Source organism: Parabacteroides sp. KHUB-02 (assembly GCF_056640955.1).
Genome location: NZ_JBWQEV010000001.1, coordinates 2,536,849 through 2,556,458, shown reverse-complemented (window position 1 = coordinate 2,556,458; position 19,610 = coordinate 2,536,849). Strand labels below are relative to the sequence as shown.

Below are 19,610 nucleotides of genomic sequence, written 5' to 3'. Positions count from 1 at the left end.
GTTTTTAATCGTTACTTAACTCTTACTAATTGACCGTTTACGGCATAGATACCGGCGGGAACCATGATGCGTTGCCCGTCCGTGGCTATTCCCTTGTAGGCGATACGACCGCTCATCTCCACGATCAGTACCTGTACAGGTTCGGCGGTATGGATCATGATAGCGCCACGATCGGTAGTCACGTAATAACCTTCCACCGGCTCAATTTCCTGCGTGCCCGTTACGATATTGTCGCCGAGGCGCAAGGAACGAAGGGTGCTATACGTTGAGGCATCCGTAAAGATCACGCTCTCGAACGGTTTTAAGGTTTTTTCCGTACATTGAACGAACTCATTGCTTGCGGCATTCAGCTTATATACGTATTGGTTCTTCGTAAGTGTCAACTCATCCGTACCCGTATTGGCGAAGATCGTGAAGGTAGCCGTAGTCGGGGCGTCCGGCTCGGTAGCGGCTTTCAGCTCGATAGGATCTGCGGCGGTGGACACGATCGCATACTCACCAGTCGTTGCGGAGAGTAAACCGGCCTGTCCGAATTCGTCTGTCTTGTACTCAAACTCCGGAGAGGAAGTGCCCTTCAAGGTAGCGTACCATGCGCCGGTATCGGCTTTCGGATCCACCGTAGGTTGGGTGTATTCTGTTGCCGGTTCTGTCGTGCTCTGTACTTTATAAGTACTTGGGAAACCAAATGCTTTCCACTCGCTGTCCTTCAAGGGTGTGTTCAGTTGAAGGGTAGTAGCTGTTATCTTGTCTGTCGTAGTCGCGGGCGAAGTCGGAACCAAGCGTGCGCCTTCTTCCATCGTCACCTTAGCCAAGGCAAGCGGGGCGGTCACGTTCAGCGTACCCGTATTCTCGATGTAGACATTCCGATTGGCATAGGTAACATCGGCTGTTAGGGTTTGGCCGGCGGTCACGATCAGACGTTTCAGCCACATAGCGACGCCTTTAGATTCAGCGGACATTTGTACCAACCGTTCCCATGAATCATCCGGTACGACCACTATCTTCTCTTGATCATAAAGCTCGGAATAGATCGGGGCTTTCTCGGCGAAAGTAGAGTTCGCGTCAAAAGTGAAGCAAAGCGTAGAATACTCGGGCGTACCTTTATCGATATTGACACCGCCCCAAGCATTACCGCTCGTGTGCATATCGGTAGCGTCCACCTTGGAGTGAACCACTAAGCCTGCAGCCGTATTATCTTTCAACGTAACGAAATCCAGCTTGACAGCCATGGACGTTTGTACGTTCAAACCATTCCGTTTCGCGTTGCTCGCGGTCAGGTTGGAGATCACTACCTCGCCCCCTTCTGCCGGGGTGATACCTGTAGCGTTCTCGATGGCGATCATGTTCAGATCCGCATTATACGTATGCGCCCAATCAGCGGTACCCGCCTTAATGACCGTCTTGTCCATTCCCGCGCCGTTCAATACCATCGGCTTCGTGATTGTCAACTGGGATGGTAACTCATAGGTACCCTCCACCAACGCGATCTTATCGGCATGGACACTGGCTAAGGCTAATAAGTCGCTAGCGTCGAGAGCAGTAGCGTTTAGGGTGCCTTGTTTTGTGAAGGTCACGCCCTCGGCTATGGAAAGGCCTCCATCCAGATTCCAAGTCTTACCCTCACCTAAAGCGAACTCCGATAAGGTACCGGGAACGGCTGTTCCATCCCGGAAGCTTACCAACGAGGCTTTGGCACCACTCAAATTGATATTCACTTGATGCAAGCCACGGCTGAACACCATCAGAGGAGTAGCGCTCTTCGAATTGATGAATTCAAAAGAGACCGTCCCGTCTACGGCAGGTGCCGGTCGTCCATTCGTATCGGAATCGGCCCAACCCATGATCGCTCCCAAGGAAGCGTTCATGTTTTCCGGCTCTTGGAACGTACAACCATCGAATTTAAAAGAGGCTGTTCCTACCGCACCTCTGTTGATAGTGGCGAATTCACGATCTTTGATTGCCGTACCATTAATCGAAGTCGGGAACGTACAGCCTGTGACCGTAGCCGTAATTTCATCCGCACGACCATTCGATAACGTGCCATAGAAGGCGGCGATAGTGGCGTTCTGTATCGTGACTGTCGAGACACCGGTATGCGTATATCCGTTTCCTCCACCACAACCGATACCCCCGGCAATCACGCCACCATTCATATTGATCGTGACTGTTTTAACACCATTTACGGATTGATCGAGCGGAGTGTCGATCGTGTTTGTAGTCTTACCGCCATCATCACCTCCGGGATAAAGCTGACTCACCGTTCCCCCTTGAATCTCGATATATACCTCATTCGCTTTCGAGTAACGATATCCACCGCCTAACATTGTTCTCACCGTTCCACTGATCATATTAATAGATGTGGAAGCAACCGTAGACTCTTTAGCTCCACCATATATCTTAGAGGTAGAAGGAACCTTAAACGCTACTGCGGTTTTCCCTTGTTTCGTGATTTTAACAGAATCGGTTGAATAAGCGGTAATCTCGATAGGCGTTCCATTCGCGTATACGTCATAAGAGGTACCTTTCGGCTGTCTTACCGCTGTTATCGCCGAGACAAGCGTACCGTTATTCGTGAAAGTCACGGCAGTATCAATCACTAAGCCGTCATTGAAAGTCCACGTCTTGTCAGCAGACAAAGTGAACTCAGACAGTCCTTCCGGTATTTTCTTTCCATCCACGAAATGTCTCAAGGAGGCTTTCGCTCCGGTCAGCTCTATATTCGCATTATCCAAGCCACGCCCCACGGAGAAAGTCGGCGTCTCGGTCTTTGAATTAATGAACTTGTAAGACACATTCCCGTTTACGATTGGCTGTGGCTTTCCATTGGTATCCGAATCGGCCCAACCGTCAACCGCACCCAAACCGGCTACAATACTCTCCGGTTCCTCGAACGAGCAGCCATCAAAAGTGAAAGAGATGTTCTTCACTCCTCCGCGGTTGATCGAAGCCAATTCACGGTACTGGATATCCGAGCCATTGTATTGTTTCTTAAATGTGGTATTTGTCATGTTAACCGTTATATCATCGGCATAACCATTAGATAAGGTTCCGTAGATCGCACCTAACTCGGAATCGGTAACCGTAACAACAGACGTACCCGTATGTGTATATCCCTGTCCACCGCCGGTACCAAGACCTTCCGGTATGGTACATTTCGAGAGGGTCATATTTACGTTTTTTACGCCATTGACGGATGCGTCAACATCGGTGGTCAGCGTATTAGTTGTCTGCCCTTGATCATAGCCTCCAGCATAGATTGCCATGATCGTGGCTTGATCAGCCTTGATATTCACGGTATTGGTCTTTGCGTAATAACGACCACCACCCAACAATAGGTTGCTGACAACCGCACCCGGCTTTATTTCAATACTGACAGCATCGCTTACATCCGCGCTCACGGGAGTGTAATACGATCCGTCACTATTTTTATAGCTATATTTATCCGTGACAGCTTGGGTCGTTTTGCCTGTACCCGCATTGCCGACAAACATGCCACCACCAAATATAGACCGGATACTACCGCTTTCCAACGTGATCGAAGCAGAAGTCACGGCTTTACCTAGGCTACCACCAAAGACACCGAACTTGCCGGGCTCAAACTGCAAGGTATCCGGAGTCCCGCCATCGGTCTCTATTGTTTCCACGATCATACGACCGCTGGCTTGATTCAAATAAACACGAACCGGATTACCGTTTGCGAAGCAAGAAGGAATGCTTTCTAGAGCCGAGTTTGAAGGTGTCTGCGGCAAAATCATTTTGCAGAGCTTACCACCGGATGAATACACCAATGTGTCCACATCCTGTCCCCAGCCACTGCTTGTCGCCGTCAAAGCGAGCGCAAGCAAATAGAGTAATTTGTGTCTCATAAGCTTATGAATTTAAGTGTTAATAATGTATTAAAATGAATGGTATAGGACCTTTCCGACACCACCCGCTGATGTCTCGAGATATCACCCGCTGATGTCCACAGAGAGCACCGGCTGATGTCCGGAGAGATCACCCGGTGGTGTTGGAAGGGATCACCGGGTGATGCCGGAGGGCTGCCCTTTAGATCTCATCCGGACTCTCCGAGTCGCCGCCTTCGCTACTAGAGTCGTTGACGGGCTTGATCCGTTCGTAGGTCACTTTCGCCCGCATGTCTTGTAGGATCTTGCCGGGAGTATAGACCAGACTCGGCTTCTTCATCATGACCGAGGCGGCGAATTCCTTTTCCGTTACGCTACCCTTACTGCCGACCGCAAGACGCATGCTGCCGAACTCGCCCAGCTGGACGTTGCGGCCCTCTTTCAGGTGACGGGCCAAGATACGCGGCAAACGGTCGAAACAGCTTTTCACGTCGGCACTCGTCAAGGCGGTCTCCTCGGCTATGCTCTCGCAGAGTTCGTCGAAGCTGACGTTTCCGTTGGATAGCATTTGTGCGAAATATTTCTTCGCGTCTTTAGCAGCCCCTTTGGAGAAGTCGGGACGTTGAACTAATTTGTATTTTACACTCATAAGTATTTATGTATTGGTGAACTTGTTTTCACAATTAGTACTAGCAAGTAATTATCCCCTTGACCTAACGACCTTTACTCTGTGGCGATCAATCTCTCTTCCCTATATCCCTCATCATTGGTTGGTGCTCCGCAGCGTAATAGTTATGGTTATCAAATAAAAACGACTAGTTTAAACCAACGTTTGGATCTTGCGTTTTTAGGACTTGGAACGCACCATATATCTCCTTGCGTTAAATAGTTGGTTTATAAGAAAAATAATCAAAGAAAGTGTACCGCTATTTGAAAATAAAGCCTTAAATTTACGACGAATTTAAACGTTGGTTTAGAATAGCCGTTTTTAGCATATGATATAATGTATGTATGTACATTAGTAAGTAGTAAAATAGTGGACAATAGGTAATTGTAATATGGGTAAATAATAAAAATCACAGTATCAGATATCAATCTTTTGCATTTCGCCCGAAAAGACATATCTTTACGGCACCGCCCGCTATTGGGCCGTAACTTAAAACCTATCAACTATGGATAAAAAAGAGGAGGATCAACGCATGAAAGAATTAAAAGACCGATACATACGTTTCGATTGGGCGATCAAGAGACTGCTCCGGCAAAAAGCCAACTTCGGTGTGCTGGAGGGTTTTCTCACGGTTTTTCTTGGAGAGAAGATTACCATCGTGGAGCTACTGGAGAGCGAGGGTAATCAACTGTCTGAGGATGACAAGTTCAACCGGGTGGACATCAAGGCGCTTAACGACAAGGGCGAGATCATCATCGTGGAAATACAGAATACGCGCGAGCTTTATTATCTGGAGCGGATACTCTATGGCGTGGCGAAAGCCATAACCGAGCACATCTCACTAGGCGAGTCCTATTACAAGGTCAAGAAAATATACTCAATCAGCGTACTCTACTTCGACATAGGACGGGGCGAGGACTTCCTTTATCACGGGCAGAATCACTTCATCGGCGTACACACCAAGGATCAGTTGGTGATCAATACGAAAGAGAGGAACGCGATTGTTTCCCGGCTACCTTCCGAGATTTTCCCCGAATACATACTTATACGGGTCAACGAGTTCGATAAGGTAGCCGTCACTCCCTTAGAGGAATGGATGAACTACCTTAAGGACGGAACGATCCGTCCCGACACCATGGCTCCGGGATTAGGCGAAGCTCGAGAAAAATTAAAATACTACTCCATGACTCCTGAGGACAGACACGCTTATGACGAACACTTGAATGCGGTCATGATACAAAATGACGTGTTGGATTCGGCGAAGCTTGAGGGACGTATGGAAGGACTGGCGGAAGGCGAGGCGAAAGGTAAGGCGGAAGCGAACCTAGAAAACGCCAAGAAGATGAAAGCCATGGGGATCGATCTTGAAATGATCCGGCAGATCATGGGAATTACCCTATAAATAACCTTTTGGTGACATAAATAGCGAATCGGCGCAAACCCCTCATCGTAAGATGCGGATTTGCGCCGATTTGTTTTTGGTTGTCCGGATGTTTGTGTCGCTTATTCGTCGATCGAACCTCTTACGATCCCCCGGCTGGAAGACTTGATGAAATTGAGGATCAAATCCCGTTCCTCGCTAGGCTCGTACTCGGTCTCGATCGCTTTCAGCGCCTCCGTATTATTCAAGCCTCGGGTATACAGCGTGCGATAGATGTCTTGAATCAAGAATACCTGCTGATTCGTGAATCCCCGGCGACGTAAACCTACGATATTGATACCGCAATAAACGATCGGATCACGGCCGATCAAGGTATAAGGAGGGATATCCTTTCCGATACGAGAACCGCCTTGTACCATCACGTGCTTGGATATACGCGTGAACTGATGCACCAAGGAACCTCCGCTTACGATAGCGAAATCATCAATCTCTACCTCCCCGGCGATTTGCGAAGCGTTACCGATGATAATATGGTCTTTTAAGACGCAATCATGGGCCACGTGCGAATAAGCCATGATTAAACAATCGCAGCCTACCACGGTCTTACCTTTGGAAGCGGTACCCCGGTTGATCGTCACGCATTCGCGAAGCGTCGTGTTATCTCCGATTTCCGCCGTCGTGGTTTCCCCCGCAAATTTCATGTCTTGAGGGATACCGGCAACGACCGCTCCCGGGAAAATATTGCAATTTTTACCAATCCGTGCGCCATCCAAGATAACGGCGTGAGAATATATACGGCAATTATCACCGATTACGACATCTTTCTCAATCACGGCAAACGGATCGATAGTTACATTCTGGCCGATCTGGGCCTCTGGATGAACGACTGCTAGAGGAGATATATTCATTATCGTACTTTATCTTATTATTTGTTTTTTACAATCTGAGCCATGAACTCAGCTTCACTAACCAATTTATCACCAACGAATACATACCCTTTCATGGTAGAGATCCCGCGGCGAATCGGTGCCAATAATTCCAGACGTAAGATCAACGTATCGCCCGGAACGACTTTTTGGCGGAATTTCACGCCATCTATTTTCATGAAGTAGGTAGAATAACGCTCTGGCTCATCTACGGAATTCAAGACTAGCAAACCACCTGTTTGTGCCATAGCCTCAACCTGTAGAACTCCCGGCATGACCGGCTCCTGAGGGAAATGCCCTTGGAAGAACGGTTCGTTGGTCGTGATGTTCTTTACGCCTACGATATAGTTCCCGCCAACCTCGATGATCTTGTCAACCAATAAGAACGGATAGCGGTGCGGCAATAATTCACGGATGCGGTTGATATCCATCACCGGCTCACGGTTCGGATCGTATACCGGGGCTTGCACCTCGTTCATCTTGATATCCTTGCGGATCATACGAGCTAACTGGTTATTGATCTTATGTCCCGGACGGGTAGCGATCACACGTCCGCGGATCGGCTTACCGATCAAGGCGATATCTCCGATCACGTCGATCAATTTATGACGTGCCGGTTCGTTATCGAATACAAGCGGCTTGTTATTGATATAACCTAATTCCTGCACGTTCTTGTGAGGGATGTTCAGCATATCTGCCAATTTGTCCAAAGATTCTTGCGGTATCTTTTGGTCGTAGATAACGATCGCGTTGTCTAAATCGCCACCCTTGATCAAGTTGTGGTTGAGCAACATCTCCACTTCGCGTACGAATACGAACGTACGTGAAGCCGCCAATTCTGTCGGGAATTCGCTGAGATCGTTCAACGTGGCGAATTGGTTGGAAAGCACGGGCGAATCGAATGAGATCAATACGTTCACGCTGAACTTATCATCCGGAAGGATGATCAACGAAGAACCGGTTTCCTCATCTTTTACCTCGATCTTGTGCTTTACGATATAATAATCCTTCGGAGCGTTTTGCTCAACGACCCCTGTCTTTTGGATTTCCTCGGAGAAGAAGCGAGAACTTCCGTCTAGGATCGGAAACTCGGGTGCGTTTACCTCGATCAAGCAGTTATCGATCTCGTAAGCGTATAAAGCCGCCATCGCGTGCTCGATCGTACTTACTTGAACGCCATTCTTGCTAAGCACCGTACCCCGTTGTGTATTAACCACGTTCTCGGCCAAGGCGTCAATCGTCGGTTGGCCTTCCATATCGACACGTTTGATCTTGTATCCATGGTTCTCGGGTGCGGGATTAAACGTAATCTCTATATCTAATCCGGTATGCAACCCTTTTCCTTTCAAGGAGAAACTTGCCGCAAGCGTTTTCTGTTTTTGCATAGGTCTTTATTGTTTATTAATTTCTTTCTTGAGTTGTTCGATTTCCCGTTGCATTTGCCCCAGCGAGCGGTATATATCCGGAAGACGGTTGAAGATCGCGCTGGAACGCATGAAGTTCTTAGCATTGATCGCCGGCGCCCCGAGCAATGTCGTCGCTTCCTTCACGTCGCTGATAACGCCAGCCTGAGCTCCGAATACGACGTGGTCCGCCACATGGATATGTCCGGCCAAACCAACTTGTCCGCCAAACATACAATGCTTTCCTACTTTTACGGAACCGGCGATGCCGACTTGCGCCGCCATCACGGTATTCTCGCCTACCTCCACGTTATGAGCGATTTGTACGAGATTGTCCAGCTTAACGCCTCGGCGAATGATCGTAGAATCCATCACCGCACGGTCAATTGTCGTATTGGCTCCGATCTCTACATCATCCTCGATAATAACGTTGCCTAATTGCGGGATTTTCTTGTAAGTCTCACCTTCGGGAGCGAATCCGAAACCGTCGGCTCCAACTACGCTACCGGCATGAAGGATACAATTATTGCCGATTGTACAATTCTCGTAAACGGTGGCATGCGGATAGAATACGCAGTTATCTCCTACCGTCACGTGATCACCGATATAAGCGTGCGGGTATACCATACAGTTCTTACCCATTTTTACGCCTTCTCCGATGTAGGCGAAGTTACCGACATAACAATCGTCGCTCACGGTCGCGGAAGCGGCGATAAAAGCGGTAGAATCAACCCCCTTCTTTTTGCTCTTCGATTGCTCTACCAAATTTAATAACATCGCGAGCGCCGCATAAGCGTTCTCTACTTTTACAAGTGTGGCTCTTATCGGTTGTTCCGGTTTGAAATCATTATTCACCAAAACAATGCTTGCCTCGGTATTATAAATATGATGCGCATATTTAAGATTCGCCAAAAAGGTCAATGTACCTGGCTTTCCTTCTTCTATTTTAGAGAAGTTGCTGACTTTAACGTTCGGATCTCCTTCGATCGTTCCGTTCAGGAAGCCGGCAATTTGTTGGGCTGAAAACTCCATTACTTATTCAATTATATATGTATCTTCGTTGACTGTCCGCTGTTTATAGACAGTTAGTTTGCAAAAATGGTGAAAATTCTTTATATAGCCTATGCTTTGCAGGGAATAATTCCCTTATCATGTAGATAACCGGCCATTTCTTTCTGTACGGCATGTGCCGCCTCACGGGCTACGTTGGCGAAAGCCTCCGTCTTATCCGCGTAAATAATCGCACGGGAAGAATTTACCAAAAGACCGCATTGGTCGTTCATCCCGTATTGAGCTACTTCCGCCAAGCTTCCGCCTTGAGCGCCCACGCCCGGGACTAACAAGAAATGATTCGGAGCCTGTTTACGAATATCAAGGAACATCTTGCCTTGGGTAGCGCCCACTACATACATCATTTGCTCGTCGGTTGCCCACTCTTGCGATTTCTTTAATACTTTCTCGAAAAGACGTTCACCATTCGCGTCTTCCGTCATTTGAAAATCATGTGAGCCTTTATTGGAGGTCAAGGCCAATAAGATTACCCAAGCCTCCGGGTAGATCAAGAATGGTTTTACGCTATCCTCGCCCATATAGGGAGCGACCGTTACGGCATCTACCTTGATATGATCGAAGAAAGAACGGGCATACATCTCGGAGGTATTCCCGATATCACCACGTTTCGCGTCGGCGATGATAAATTGATCGGGATAATTCTCCCGTAAGTAAGCCACAGTCTTCTCAAAAGCCATCATGCCCTTTGTACCAAGGCTCTCGTAAAAAGCCAGATTCGGCTTGTAAGCGACACAATAATCGGCGGTAGCGTCGATGATCGCTTTATTGAACGCGAAAATAGGATCTTCTTCCGACAATAGATGTTGCGGGATCTTTTTTATATCTGTATCTAATCCGACACAAAGGAAGGATTGTTTCTTTTTAATATTCTCGAATAGCTGTTGTTTGTTCATTTTCTTATTCAGTATGAAATGATTGGATGTGTTTACAATTCAGACTCTTTCAATCGCTCAGCGTTCTCCGCTACGATCAGGTGATCCAAGCAATCTTGAATTTCACCGTCCATAAAGGCTGAAAGATTATAGATCGTGTAATTGATACGGTGATCCGTGATACGCCCTTGCGGGTAATTGTACGTACGGATCTTCGCGGAGCGGTCACCGGTAGATACCATGGTCTTACGCTTGCTGGCGATATCGTCCAAGTATTTCTGGTGTTCCTTGTCATAAATAAACGAACGAAGACGGGTAAGCGCCCTTTCTTTGTTCTTCGGTTGGTCTCGTGTCTCCGTACATTCGATCAAGATTTCCTCACTCACACCTGTAATGGGGTTCTTCCAGACATAACGCAGGCGAACACCTGATTCCACCTTGTTTACGTTCTGACCACCGGCACCACCGGAGCGGAAGGTATCCCATTTAATCTCCCCTTCATTAATCTCAACATCAAATTCATCCGCCTCAGGCAATACGGCGACCGTGGCGGCGGAGGTATGTACACGTCCTTGCGTCTCCGTAGCCGGTACGCGCTGTACACGGTGTACACCGGACTCATACTTCAACGTTCCGTATACTTTCTCGCCCGATACCGTGAAGATGATTTCCTTAAAACCGCCGGACGAGCCTTCGCTAAAGCTAGACACGCTTATTTTCCATCCCTTCAGTTCGCAATACTTCACGTACATACGATATAGATCACCGGCGAAAAGGGCGGCTTCGTCACCTCCCGTTCCTCCTCGTATCTCAACGATCGCGTTCTTGTCGTCTTGCGGATCAGCGGGAACGAGCAATAATTTTATCTCTTCTTCCAAAGCGGGAATACGTTCGTTGCAGGTATCCAGCTCTTCACGAGCCATTTCCCGCATTTCCGAATCTTGCTCGGACTCAAGCAAGGCTTTCGCTTCCTCGATCCCGTTCAATACTTTCACGTATTCCGAACGAGCTCCCACGATTTTCTCCAAATCACGGTACTCTTTGTTCAGTTTTACGAACCGTTTCATGTCGGCGATCACCGCCGGGTCGGTAATAAGCGTACCGACTTCCTCGAAACGGCTCACTAATCCGTCTAATTTACCAAGTAAACTATTTTCGGCCATTTATCTTTATTAATAGGTGAAGCGACCTTTCTCGCTTTCGATAATCAATTCATTTTTATCAGCTTCCTCTACGAAACCCACGATTTGCGCATCAATACCAAAGCTTTTTGAGATGCTGATTACTTCTTCCGCATGCTCGGGAGCGATGTAGATCTCCATCCGGTGTCCCATATTGAATACCTTGTACATCTCGCTCCAGTCCGTACCGCTCTGCTCCTGAATCGTGCGGAATAACGGTGGGATAGGGAAGAGATTGTCCTTGGTTACACGCTTGTTCTCTACGAAGTGCATAACTTTTGTCTGAGCCCCTCCCGAACAATGTACCATGCCATGGATCTGGGAGCGTAGTTTATCAAGCAATACCTTAATTACCGGCGCATAGGTACGTGTCGGCGAAAGCACCATCTTTCCGGCGTCTATCCCTAATTCCTCGATCTTATCCGTAAGTTTCAATCCTCCGGAGTAAACCAATTCTTCGGGAACGGCGGCATCGTAGCTTTCCGGATATTTCTGCGCTAAATACTTGGAGAAGACATCATGGCGGGCAGAGGTCAAACCATTGCTACCCATACCTCCATTGTATTCTTTCTCGTAAGTGGCTTGTCCGGAAGATGCCAGACCTACGATCACGTCTCCTCCTTGGATATTCTTATTGTCGATTACGTCCGAACGTTTCATGCGGCAAGTGACCGTACTATCTACGATGATGGTACGAACTAAGTCGCCAACGTCTGCGGTCTCGCCACCTGTCGCATAGCAACCAACGCCCATCTCACGTAACTCTGCCAGCAACTCATCTGTTCCATTGATGATCGCCGAGATCACCTCGCCCGGAACCAACAGCTTGTTACGTCCAATTGTAGAAGAGACCAAGATATTGTCTACGGCACCTACACAAAGCAGGTCGTCGATATTCATGATAAGAGCGTCTTGGGCGATACCTTTCCACACCGAAAGATCTCCGGTCTCTTTCCAGTACATATACGCCAAGGACGATTTGGTACCGGCGCCATCCGCATGCATAATATTACAATATTCAGGATCACCGCCTAAGATATCGGGGATGATCTTACAGAACGCTTTCGGAAAAATTCCCTTATCGATGTTCTTTATCGCGTTGTGAACATCTTCTTTTGAAGCGGAAACGCCTCGCAGGTTATAACGTTGATCACTCATTGTACTATATTATTTGAACCGCAAAGGTAATACTTTTTTATGTTACTTATCTAAGTTTTAAGACATCTCCTTCCTCCGGGATGTAATCTTTGTCTTTTTTATTCATTTTATACAGACTCTTGATCTGGATTCCGTACATCTGTGCGATACTGTGCATAGACTCTCCGACTTGTACCACGTGGTCGTAATTCGGCTTGTCCGCTTTCTTCTTTTTCTTTTCCAGATATACGATATCGCCTTCCTGCAACGGGAAGTCCTCGGGCACCTCGTTGAATTTCATCAACTGCTTGGCCTTGAATCCCATGCTTCGGGCGATCTGGTCGAAACTGTCGTTATCCTTAGCGTATACATAGATCAAACCGTGGGTACGATAGACTTGATAATTGAACACCGGAAGATTTTGCTTCTTGGTAGAGGTCTTCTTTGTTCCCTTACCGGAGTCAAAGCGGTATAACTCATAATCTTCGATAACCTTGATTAATTTATTTGCGTAAGCACGATCGGTGGCGTAACCGCATTTTTGTAGTCCTTTGGCCCAGCCTTTGTAATCCTTGATGTTTAATTTGAACAGGCGTTCGTAGCGGGAGCGTTCGGCGAGGAAGCGGGAATGGTCATCATAAGAATCCTCTACTCGTTTGTATTTCCGGAAGCACTCTCCCCGCAGGTCGTCGTCGTGATAGACCCTGCCGCCTCGCCAGTCCGAATGGCATTTGATACCGAAGTGATTGTTGGAGCGTCTGGCCAAGTCGCTTTGCCCAGCTCCGGATTCCAGTAATCCTTGCGCTAAGGTGATACTTGCCGGAATGCGATATTTCTTTTGGTGTTGAATCGCCAAATCACTGTATTTACTGATGTATTTTTGATAGGAAGTCAGCTTCCGCTGGCTTTCTGCCCCTGCGCTTAAACAGGCGAGGGACAATAATAATATACCTAAAAAATGAAGGGATAAACGCATAACTGTTCTTTTCGATCCGATTTTACCGGACAAATATATAAAAGAAAATACATATCTACTGGGAATTGATGGGTTAAAAATAGGAGATACGGGCTAGATAATCGTAATGCTCCCCATCTTCTATTTTTTCCGCTTTAAAGCCGGCTTGCCTTGCGTATAGATTCAGCGTGTTGAAATCTATATATAACCAATCAAATGAATCCCCTTTGATACTTTTATATTGCATGCGGAAATCGATCTCTCCGAAATAATCATCCTCGGGGGCGATATCCAGATTCCCGTCTTCATCTTCAAATAAATAACTTAAGTCGCTAGAGTCAAGTAAAAGCTGTCCGTCCCGGGCTAGAACCTCTTTTAAGCGGTGAAAGAAAGCCGGGAGATTTTCCAGTTTACCGATAATCCCGGAACCGTTCATTAAGAGAAGAATGGTATCGAATGGTCCGGTTAAGCTCCTGTCAAAAAAATTCTGTAAGCGGGCGTCTTTTACGCCCCGTTTGTTCATGGCCTCTATGGAAAGAGGGGATATGTCGATAGCGGTAACCTCTTTACCCATTTCCTGTAAAGCCAAGGTGTGGCATCCACTTCCGGCACCAACATCCAATATTTTACCTGTACTGAGTTGAAGGGCTTTCTGTTCCAAGGAGGGCATTTCTTGGAAAGTCCGGAATAATTGATTCACGGGAATCTCATCTTCATCGAACATGGAGGAGAATACACGGAGTTTGCTCGCTTTTCCATGTGCGAGATAATCGATGATAGCGGCGCCCATCGGGTCTTTATCGGATGTAAGAAGCATTGAATGCATATGTCTTTGTTCTATATTAAGGTATATTCTATGATGTGGGTGCGAAATTAATATATTCTTTTTATATTTATAGCCTATAAGAATTATAGTTATGTTTCTTTCAAAACATTAAAACAATCAAGAAAATGAAAGAATTGAAATTAGAGACCCGGGTAGAGGTCTATGCGGTAGGAGAATTGGACAATATATATAGGCAATTGTACGAGGCCGCTTTTGAAGCCTCGAAAAAAGCTTATGCTCCTTATTCCAAGTTTCATGTGGGAGCGGCGGTTCTATTGGAGAATGGGGAGATACTTTCCGGAAATAATCAGGAAAACGCAGCCTATCCGTCTGGGCTTTGCGCGGAGCGGACCACCTTATTTTATGCGGGAGCACGTTATCCGGATGCGGCAGTTCAGATTTTGGCGATCGCGGCTATGAAGGATGGGGAACGTGTGGATCTTATCACGCCTTGTGGTGCCTGCCGGCAAGTGATGTTGGAAACCGAGCAACGTTATAACAAACCTATGAAAGTCCTTCTTTGTGGAAAAGAGGAAGCGTATCTCGTTCCGAGCGCGACGGCCTTGTTGCCGTTTTGTTTCAGTAAGTCTGATTTGATCTGATAGAATAAAAAGAGGCAAGAACGATTCTCGCCCTTGCCTCTATATGTAATAATTAAGTTCGATTAGATCCCTAAAGAAGCCTTGATCTGATTGATCTTTTCTTCTGCCGCTTTCTCTGCCTCCGGCAATTCATCGATACTCTTTACCTTGGAGTGAACCTCGCAATAGAATTTGATCTTCGGTTCTGTTCCGGAAGGACGGATAGATACTTTCGTATTATCTTCCGTGAAGTATTGAAGCACATTAGAGGTAGTAGGCATATCTAATGTAACGGTTTCGTTCTCTGCATAGTCCTTACCTTTCAATGTAGAGTAATCGTAGAAATAAGTTACCTTAGAGCCTGCGATCTCTGTCAATGGGTTCTCGCGGAACTTTTTCATCATAGCCTCGATCTCTTCCGCTCCACTCTTGCCTTTCTTCACGACAGAGATACCTTTCTCCTTAGAGAAGCCGTATTCCACGTAAATCTTCTGAAGCAATTGATACAAACTCAAACCTTGATCTTTTGCCCAAGCTGCGATCTCGGCTAAGATAACGCAAGCGGAAACAGCGTCTTTATCGCGAACGAAATCCTCGCAAAGGAATCCGTAGCTTTCCTCGCCACCACCAATATAGTTTTTCTTGCCTTCGTTCTCACGCATAACGTTAGCGATCCATTTGAAGCCTGTATAAACATCGTACATTTCTACGCCATTACGCTCGGCGATCGTCTTGATCGTCTCTGTCGTAACGATTGTCTTTACGATATATTCTTTACCATTGATCTTACCTAACTCTTTCCAGCGGGTGATTAAATAGTAAACGAACATCAAAGCGGTTTGGTTACCATTCAAAAGTACCCATTCGCCTTCGTTATTCTTAACGGCGGCACCTACACGGTCTGCGTCCGGATCGGAAGCCATTACCAATTCAGCGTCAGTCTCTTTTGCTTTCTCTACAGCCATAGCTAAAGCAGCCGGCTCTTCCGGGTTCGGAGAGATAACCGTCGGGAAATCACCGCTAACAACATCTTGTTCCGGTACATGGATAATGTTCGTGAATCCGTAAGCTTTCAAAGCGGCAGGAACCAATTTAACACCTGTTCCGTGAATTGGAGTATACACGATCTTCATGTCCTTATGACGGGAAATAGCCTCCGGAGACAAAGAAATCGTTGTTAATTCCTTGATATATTCATCATCGATCGCTTGTCCGATGATCTCGATCAATTCTTTATTTCCTTTGAATTTAATCTCGCTAGCGTTACGGATCTTGTTAACCTCGGCGATCGTATTCTTATCGTGCGGGGCGATCATTTGTGCGCCATCATCCCAATAAGCCTTGTATCCGTTGTATTCTTTCGGATTGTGAGAAGCCGTCAAGATGATACCGCTCTGGCATCCCAGTTTACGGATAGCGAATGACATTTCCGGAGTCGGACGCAGGTCTTCGAATAAATAAACCTTGATTCCGTTAGCGGAGAAGATATCGGCTGATATTTCAGCGAATTTACGGCTGTTGTTACGGCAATCGTGACCGATGACAACCTTTATCTGCTCAAGATCTGCGAATTCCTTTTTCAGATAGTTGGATAAACCTTGGGTAGCCGCGCCAACCGTATATATATTCATACGATTTGAACCTACTCCCATGATTCCCCGCAATCCGCCTGTGCCGAATTCTAGGTCTTTATAAAAACACTCGATTAACTCAGTAGGATCTTCGTTGTCAAGTAACGCTTGAACTTGAGCACGAGTTTCCGCATCATAACTTTTCGTAAGCCATCCTTGTGCCTTACTTCTTACCATTTCTAATAAGTCGTTGTTTTCCATGTTTATAATATTATTGTGTTTATTGTTGAGCAATCTACTCAATACGATAAATATACAAGAAACAAATATACGAATTTCTTAAAGTAAAGCAATCAAAGGACTTATATTTTGCCTAAAAAATGCGATAAATCGTTCTACCACGTGAACGGATGTGTATAAATCGACTCATTTCCGCAAGCATCCGTTACGATTAATTTAAGTTCGTGCTTACCTCTTTGCAGTCTTTCTTTATCGAGGCGATAGGTAATAACCGATTTATTATTCATCTCGAATAAGACAAACTGCCCGTCTATTTCTCCCCGGTAGGTTTGTACCCCGCTTAAGTTATCGGACAAACGGAATATGAAGTTCTGTTTGTTGATCCACGTCTGTTGGTTGATCGGCGTGATAACCGGAGCCTTTGTATCTTGTTGTATCTTATAACTGCCCAATTCCTTGATATTTGCGTCGATCCAGCCATTACGGTATGTACCGCCCATCCAAGAGGCACGTCCGTTTTGTAAGCGAACCACACCATATTGTTGTTTATTCTCAAGCGTATCGCTTTGCAAGAATAGTGATAACTGGGCCGTTCCATGCAAAGGGATTGGCTTATCGTGCAATATGTGGGTGGCTGATAATGAGGTACTATCTTCTTTCACCGAATAGCGGAAGTAGAGGTCATTATATAGATTACCTTTAGGCATGACGAGACGGATGCCTTTAGCGCCGAACCTATTCTCGCCACCCCAATGGAATAATTCTGTATGAGTCGTATCGATCTGGGGGATCTCTTGTTTCTTTCCCTCGATCCAGATGGATAAACGGGTGGCATTGCCGAAAGCGTCAGCAAGTGTATACGTCAAATGATAGGTACGAGGTTCATCTATACGCAAGATTCCCCGGTTTACGCTTTCAAGGAAGCGTAGACGGTTTCCCGGCTCGATGAAACTACGCATATAGAAAGAGCGATGATCTTTCCATTCTTCGTAATCTGTGAATGTGTTCAGATAACGGGTCTCGTCAAATGCGAACCTATCGAGATTACTATGGAAAATCACTTGGCTGTCCGCCGTGAGCGTGATTTCTCGTACGCCATAAATGTTAGTCGTATTATCCATATAATCATAGGCTTTTACAGCGAGCCCTATTTCTCCCCATGCCTCGATTTTTCCAGTGATTGTCTGTTTCCCGTTTTTCGCCGTGACGGGTTTTATCTCAAGCTTCTTGCTTTTGCCGTTTACTACGCCTTTTCCTTCGATGGGGACGATCTGTATTCCTTGGATTTTAGGAGGACGGGTATCGGTTATCCGATCCGAGAAATAATCCAAGGGGTCCATGACTTCCTCGGTCTCGGTGTCTCGTACCTCAAAATGGAGATGAGGTCCACCAGAGCTTCCGGTATTGCCGCTTAACGCTACGACTTCATTTTTCTCGACAGGAAGCAAATCCGGCGTAAGGAAGAGATTTACATTGAAACTTTCTTGTGCGTATTGTTGCTCTTTTACATAATTCGCTATTTTCTTCGAGAATTTTTGTAGATGGCCGTATACGGTGGTCGTTCCATCCGGGTGTGTGATGTAAAGCCCGTTACCGTAGCCCCATGGACTTACGGATATACGTGATACGTATCCTTCTTGTACCGTATGTACGGGTTTACCTTCTACCCCTTGTGTCTTGAAGTCTATTCCGGAATGGAAATGATTACTTCTTAACTCACCGAAATTTCCGCTCAGTAAGATCGGGAAATCGAAAGGATTCCTAAGTTGCTGGGCGTTTGTGTTGATTATGTGGGAGCCGATGATCGCGAATAGACCGGCTAGATATATGGATCTAATATTCATAGGTATTACGTATTTTGTGATACAAAGATAGTGTTTTTTGTGTCTATGGAAAACACGTACGTGTTTTTACGGGCATATTTGGAAATCGATGACTAATGGCAGGTGGTCACTAAAACCGCCCTCATATTTAAAGCCGTAATAGGTTCGAAAAGGACGTACCCCCCGCCATGTTTTATCCTTAGTCAATAAAAAATCAGGAGCGAATATGTGGATGCTTTCCGGAATGATATGCATGGAAGACTCTTGCGTGATGAGATCCCGGTTTACGATTATTTGATCGAGTTGGCTCCATTCGCCTTGGTATTTATGACTACCCGGGAATTGAGTTATATGGGGGCTTGCGAACAAATTATAATAGGTACAAGATGTGGAATCTGTGATCTGCGTATTTTCAGGAAAGGCTTGGGCAGCGAATATCTCGGAAATACTTCTGTCTTGAGGGGTATCATTGAAGTCTCCCATAATGAGTATCTGCGGTTTTTCTCGTATCAGTAACAGGGAATCGCTAGATCCCCGTAAAGTGCGGGCCGCATCAAAACGATCCTTTTCACTTTCTTTTTCTCCTCCGTAGCGGGAGGGGAAATGACACACGAAAACATCTAAGGTATCGCCTGTTATGATCTTTCCATATACGTGTAGGATATCTCGGGTTAATTTGTGTTTGTTCCCGGAGAAACGAATTGGAATGGATTCATGTCGTAAATAAAAGAATTGATCTCGTTGATAAAGAAGAGCGACATTAATACCTCTGGGATCGGGGCTTTGAGTGATAATATATCGGTAATCCTGCCAGCGGAGCGGTGTGCGACGGGTAAGATGAGACAGGACGGAGTCATTCTCGACTTCGCAAAGAGCTATTAAGGCCGGTGTGCTCCATTCCCCGGCAGCGCTTATTACTTTCGCTATTTGTTGTAGCTTATGATAGTAGCGGCTTTGTGTCCAGTACCGGTTGCCGGAAGGTAGAAATTCATCGTCATTCTTGGTTGGATTATCCCTTGTGTCGAAAAAGTTCTCCACATTATAGGTCATGACCTTGAACGTAGCTTGGGCAAATAACGGAGGGGAGGCAAAGAATAAAAGAAAAAACATAAAAATCTTCATAGTTAAAGC

The 19,610-nt window shown here is 46.3% G+C and carries 15 protein-coding genes; 2 read left to right on the top strand and 13 right to left on the bottom strand.

The annotated features are described in order from the left end of the window. Positions 1 to 11 precede the first annotated feature (11 nt). Positions 12 to 3,866, bottom strand: a complete 3,855-nt coding sequence (locus tag ACYIA1_RS11245) for a hypothetical protein (protein ID WP_480335281.1) — start codon at positions 3,864 to 3,866, stop codon at positions 12 to 14. 181 nt (positions 3,867 to 4,047) lie between these two features. Then, the gene (locus tag ACYIA1_RS11240; RefSeq protein WP_009275732.1) at positions 4,048 to 4,494 is read right to left on the bottom strand and encodes an HU family DNA-binding protein; all 447 of its coding nucleotides are present in this window, start codon (positions 4,492 to 4,494) and stop codon (positions 4,048 to 4,050) included. Between the two features lie 523 nt (positions 4,495 to 5,017). Here ACYIA1_RS11240 and ACYIA1_RS11235 point away from each other — a divergent pair. Beyond that, the gene (locus ACYIA1_RS11235; protein ID WP_480335279.1) at positions 5,018 to 5,914 is read left to right on the top strand and encodes an Rpn family recombination-promoting nuclease/putative transposase; all 897 of its coding nucleotides are present in this window, start codon (positions 5,018 to 5,020) and stop codon (positions 5,912 to 5,914) included. A 101-nt stretch (positions 5,915 to 6,015) separates the two neighbouring features. Here the strand turns inward: ACYIA1_RS11235 and lpxA are convergent, their stop codons facing one another. The 8 genes from lpxA to ACYIA1_RS11195 form a co-directional block, all read right to left on the bottom strand. After that, a complete protein-coding gene (gene lpxA / locus ACYIA1_RS11230) occupies positions 6,016 to 6,801 on the bottom strand; it encodes an acyl-ACP--UDP-N-acetylglucosamine O-acyltransferase (protein WP_005864347.1) in 786 nt (261 codons plus the stop codon). Between the two features lie 17 nt (positions 6,802 to 6,818). Then, positions 6,819 to 8,204: a bifunctional UDP-3-O-[3-hydroxymyristoyl] N-acetylglucosamine deacetylase/3-hydroxyacyl-ACP dehydratase gene (locus ACYIA1_RS11225; RefSeq protein ID WP_005864349.1), complete on the bottom strand. Its 1,386-nt coding sequence runs from the start codon at positions 8,202 to 8,204 to the stop codon at positions 6,819 to 6,821. Positions 8,205 to 8,210: 6 nt separating this feature from the next. After that, positions 8,211 to 9,254 carry a UDP-3-O-(3-hydroxymyristoyl)glucosamine N-acyltransferase gene (gene lpxD, locus ACYIA1_RS11220; RefSeq protein ID WP_005864351.1) on the bottom strand — a complete coding sequence of 348 codons (1,044 nt, stop codon included), beginning with the start codon at positions 9,252 to 9,254 and terminating at the stop codon, positions 8,211 to 8,213. 89 nt (positions 9,255 to 9,343) lie between these two features. Then, positions 9,344 to 10,186, bottom strand: coding sequence for an orotidine-5'-phosphate decarboxylase (gene pyrF, locus ACYIA1_RS11215; protein ID WP_005864353.1), 843 nt, complete (start codon positions 10,184 to 10,186; stop codon positions 9,344 to 9,346). A gap of 32 nt (positions 10,187 to 10,218) precedes the next feature. Beyond that, a complete protein-coding gene (gene prfA / locus ACYIA1_RS11210) occupies positions 10,219 to 11,328 on the bottom strand; it encodes a peptide chain release factor 1 (RefSeq protein ID WP_048927563.1) in 1,110 nt (369 codons plus the stop codon). Positions 11,329 to 11,337: 9 nt separating this feature from the next. Then, positions 11,338 to 12,504 (bottom strand): AIR synthase related protein, encoded by a 1,167-nt coding sequence (locus ACYIA1_RS11205; protein WP_005864354.1) that lies wholly within the window; start codon positions 12,502 to 12,504, stop codon positions 11,338 to 11,340. Between the two features lie 46 nt (positions 12,505 to 12,550). Further along, positions 12,551 to 13,459 (bottom strand): glucosaminidase domain-containing protein, encoded by a 909-nt coding sequence (locus ACYIA1_RS11200; protein WP_005864355.1) that lies wholly within the window; start codon positions 13,457 to 13,459, stop codon positions 12,551 to 12,553. Positions 13,460 to 13,532: 73 nt separating this feature from the next. After that, positions 13,533 to 14,264 carry a class I SAM-dependent methyltransferase gene (locus tag ACYIA1_RS11195; RefSeq protein WP_005864356.1) on the bottom strand — a complete coding sequence of 244 codons (732 nt, stop codon included), beginning with the start codon at positions 14,262 to 14,264 and terminating at the stop codon, positions 13,533 to 13,535. A gap of 125 nt (positions 14,265 to 14,389) precedes the next feature. Between ACYIA1_RS11195 and cdd the strand changes: the two genes are divergently transcribed. Continuing rightward, a complete protein-coding gene (gene cdd, locus ACYIA1_RS11190; RefSeq protein WP_005864357.1) occupies positions 14,390 to 14,866 on the top strand; it encodes a cytidine deaminase in 477 nt (158 codons plus the stop codon). A gap of 62 nt (positions 14,867 to 14,928) precedes the next feature. Here cdd and ACYIA1_RS11185 read toward each other — a convergent pair whose 3' ends face one another. The 3 genes from ACYIA1_RS11185 to ACYIA1_RS11175 all read right to left on the bottom strand — a co-directional run bounded on the left by ACYIA1_RS11185 (position 14,929) and on the right by ACYIA1_RS11175 (position 19,601). Then, positions 14,929 to 16,677, bottom strand: coding sequence for a phospho-sugar mutase (locus ACYIA1_RS11185; RefSeq protein ID WP_008780043.1), 1,749 nt, complete (start codon positions 16,675 to 16,677; stop codon positions 14,929 to 14,931). A 134-nt stretch (positions 16,678 to 16,811) separates the two neighbouring features. After that, on the bottom strand, positions 16,812 to 18,500 hold the full coding sequence (locus ACYIA1_RS11180; RefSeq protein ID WP_480335274.1) for a M23 family metallopeptidase: 1,689 nt from the start codon (positions 18,498 to 18,500) through the stop codon (positions 16,812 to 16,814). Positions 18,501 to 18,566: 66 nt separating this feature from the next. Beyond that, a complete protein-coding gene (locus ACYIA1_RS11175) occupies positions 18,567 to 19,601 on the bottom strand; it encodes an endonuclease/exonuclease/phosphatase family protein (protein WP_044545015.1) in 1,035 nt (344 codons plus the stop codon). Positions 19,602 to 19,610 lie beyond the last annotated feature (9 nt).